General features: G+C 30.2%; 5 protein-coding genes. All 5 read left to right on the forward strand.

Annotation, left to right across the window (positions count from 1 at the left end; translation table 11 throughout):
- On the forward strand, window positions 1-471 hold a 471-nt coding region (locus WS40_RS10115), incomplete at its 5' end, for a hypothetical protein (protein WP_046442052.1).
- A 188-nt stretch (window positions 472-659) separates the two neighbouring features.
- Window positions 660-1,274, forward strand: coding sequence for a hypothetical protein (locus tag WS40_RS10120; protein ID WP_046442054.1), 615 nt, complete (start codon window positions 660-662; stop codon window positions 1,272-1,274).
- A gap of 16 nt (window positions 1,275-1,290) precedes the next feature.
- The gene (locus WS40_RS10125) at window positions 1,291-1,773 is read left to right on the forward strand and encodes a hypothetical protein (protein WP_046442056.1); all 483 of its coding nucleotides are present in this window, start codon (window positions 1,291-1,293) and stop codon (window positions 1,771-1,773) included.
- A gap of 156 nt (window positions 1,774-1,929) precedes the next feature.
- Entirely contained in the window at window positions 1,930-2,253 is a 324-nt protein-coding gene (locus WS40_RS10130) for a hypothetical protein (RefSeq protein ID WP_046442058.1), read from the forward strand.
- A 15-nt stretch (window positions 2,254-2,268) separates the two neighbouring features.
- A complete protein-coding gene (locus WS40_RS10135) occupies window positions 2,269-2,811 on the forward strand; it encodes a hypothetical protein (RefSeq protein WP_325208533.1) in 543 nt (180 codons plus the stop codon).
- Window positions 2,812-3,164 lie beyond the last annotated feature (353 nt).

The following is a 3,164-nucleotide window of genomic DNA, read 5'->3' on the forward strand; positions in this document are numbered from 1 at the left end:
AAAAAAGTGAAACAAGCATTTATAGATGGTGATGTTTCTACAAAGTTATTAACAAAAATAATTAAGCTAGCACCATCTTTTTTCTTTCTTGAAATTTGCGATATTTGCAAGAATGATGAATTAACAAAAATTATTACTAATTCTAAGCAAACATATGCATCATTGATAACTAAAAACGAAAATACCGATATTGTTATTGTAGCAAATAATGACTTTTTTAATGTATCTGTCAATTTATTGTTTAAAAGCTTATGTGAAACTATAGTTATATATTTTCCTTTTGAAAATATTACGTTTCAACAATTTCTTTATAATTGTGAACCGTACTCAAACAATCCGCAAAAATCAGCTATTATAAAAGGTCTATGCTATATGATCTGTACATGGGTAACAAATGAAAATAGATTATATTTTCATTTTGATAATTTTAAGGGTATAGAAACGTTTGAAAAAATTAAAACGTTAATTTGAAACAATTATATAAATTTAATTTTTACCACAAATTCATTAAGAAAAATTGAATCTTTTGAATAACATTAATGAATACATTTCCAATGTTGTGATTATTGACCAAAATGCGACTGATGCTATCAATAAAAGCAAGAATGATTTTTACGATAAGTATGAATACTTAAAAACCGGACTGTGAAAAAAGCTGGTTGGAAGAAAAAGTAGATAACGCTTGCGAGTGGTGCAAGGAGCATTGGAAAGAGATTGTTGCAATTGTTGTAACCATAGTCATAGCGGTAGGTATTATTTGTATATCGGTGGCTACATTCGGAGGAGCTGTAGGTGGCATATTGATGATTAATCCTGCAGGAACAAGTTGCTCTGCCTTAATAGGTTCGATTTTTGGTAAAGCAGGTGTAGCATTAGCGGTTGATGCTTTTGTTTCCACAAGTTTAACCGAAAATTTCAAAAATATATTTGGAATTGAAAATAAAAGTTTTACTGAAATTTCTCTTGATATATGTGGTTCAGTTGTATTTGCATTTATTTTAGGAAAGGTATTTGAGGGACCTACAAAAGCAATTACTCAGAAAATGGCTAATAAGTTCTCTGGAATACAAGCTTTTGAAAGACTGGTGGGTACACATAGCTATTCAGCAGATTTTGCACGTCAAATAACCAGAGCGGCTAATAAACAAGTGCCTTTTAAATTTGATATTTTTAGCAGATATTTCAAAACTCTTCGCAATGGTCTTGTGGGTGGATATATAGAAGGTTTTTTTGAGAATATTGGTCAAGGCGGAATTGATGCAATAAAAGATTAAAGGAGTGAACTGTTGATTGAGAACTAAAAACAATTATTTTGAGATTAGACATAATGGATATGTCTTACTGTTTTTAGTAGCCGTACTTTTTTCTTTTGTAATTATACTTGAAATAATTGATTTTGTAGAACACTCTTTTAAAGCAAATTGGTTTATGTATATAGGATTACTTGTTTTTTGTGTTTTGCTTTCTTTTCCTGTATTATTCACTACTCTGAAAATTAAAGTACGAAAAGATGAAATAATGGTTGTTAAAACCTGCGGTATCCGAATAAAAATAACAACTGATGAGATAAAAAAAGTTACTATTATAAAACCGGATACAGTTGATCAAAAAACCAATATTGTTACACGAATAAAAGTATATGCGGGTATACGAAAGTTTTACGTAGACAGCAAAATGAAAAATTATGATAAATTCTTGTATTTCATAACAGAAAATGTTGATGACCAAATAATAGAATATAAGGTTAATTGGATTACAAAATCTAGATCTTAAAAATTGTAATCAGCGTTTGCAATGTTGACGATGTAATTAGTTCTATAAAAGCGTCTACACAGACTCAGGAAAATAAGATCGACGCTCTTGATAATCTCAAAAAAGATGTAAATGAGTTTGTTTCTGATGTTGTGCGTATCGACGGCGATGTCGCTGATGTTATTAATAAGAGCAAAAATGACTTTTATGAGAAATATGAGTACTTATAGCCGGATATTGAGAAAAGCTGGTTGGAAGAAAAAATGGGATAACGCTTGTGAGTGGTGTAAGGAGCGTTGGAAAGAGATTCTCATCACAGTAACAATTGTAATAGGAGCAGTATTAGCTATAGCAATGGTAACAAGTGTTTCAAAGCTAGCTAATTTTGGAACTAGCAATCAATTATTAATTAACATTCCAAGAACTTGTGAATTTACATCAGGTTTATCAGGTCTATTTTCATTAAATGGAAGCATCATCAATTGGTTAAAGGAGAAGTGATAATTGAAAATGCATATGGAATTTGTAACAGTAGGCAAAGCAAGTAGCGATAAAATTCATGTAAAATATAATGATAAAATAGCAACATTTCATGGAGAAATAGGAATAGATTATTTTTTGGTGCTTGCTAATAAAATAGAGTGGTATCCAAATAAAAAAGCAACAATTAATGAAAAAATAGAATTGATGACTATAGCAAACAAAACCTTTTTGGGTGAGAAACGGTTGTATTTTATAGCAGATGATGCAATATGGTTTGATTGGAAAGGTTATCCATTAATTGTTATAGAAAATAATATTATAAAATCAATGAAAATATCATGTGTTTGTGAAGTACTAGCTGAAGTTGATGAGTTTAACGATATTTCCGATTTTTGTTATCTAAAAAAATATATTGCTGAATTAAAAAAAGCAAAGAAACTTTGTAAAAAACACTCCATTAATAAGTATGATGGTTATGGACATAAAAAATTTTATTATAAGTGTACAAAATGTAGAAGTGTTTGGGCTTTAACAGAACCTGACGGCAATTTTAACGGAAGATTGGAAAAACTATAGGTTTATAGCTTTAGACACGATAAAATATATGATCAATTATATTTCCAATCAAAAGTGTGGAATTGAAAAAATAAGCAGTAAAATAGCGGAATATATTTTACGTTTTGATAGTGCTGATAAGAGTAAGTACGTTTTTTTACGATAAGTATGAATACTTAAAAACCGGATATTGAGGATGGAGGATGGCGAGATCATGTATGAGGCTTTCAGAGATGCGACTGACGGAACTGCATGGTGGTCATTCTCAGATGAGACTTATACGGCAACATTAGACTGGAAGGAGAAACAATAAATGAAAAAAGTCATCAGCCTTATTTCGAGCTTAGCATTGGTGATATCTCTGAGTAGTTGTG

It is taken from the genome of Ruminococcus sp. N15.MGS-57, from assembly GCF_000980385.1.
GTDB lineage: Bacteria > Bacillota > Clostridia > Oscillospirales > Ruminococcaceae > Hominimerdicola > Hominimerdicola aceti.

Coding starts and splice junctions, on each gene's coding strand:
- WS40_RS10130 (WP_046442058.1), top strand. CDS start 1,930: ATGTTATTAATAAGAGCAAAAATGACTTTTATGAGAAATATGAGTACT.
- WS40_RS10135 (WP_325208533.1), top strand. CDS start 2,269: ATGGAATTTGTAACAGTAGGCAAAGCAAGTAGCGATAAAATTCATGTA.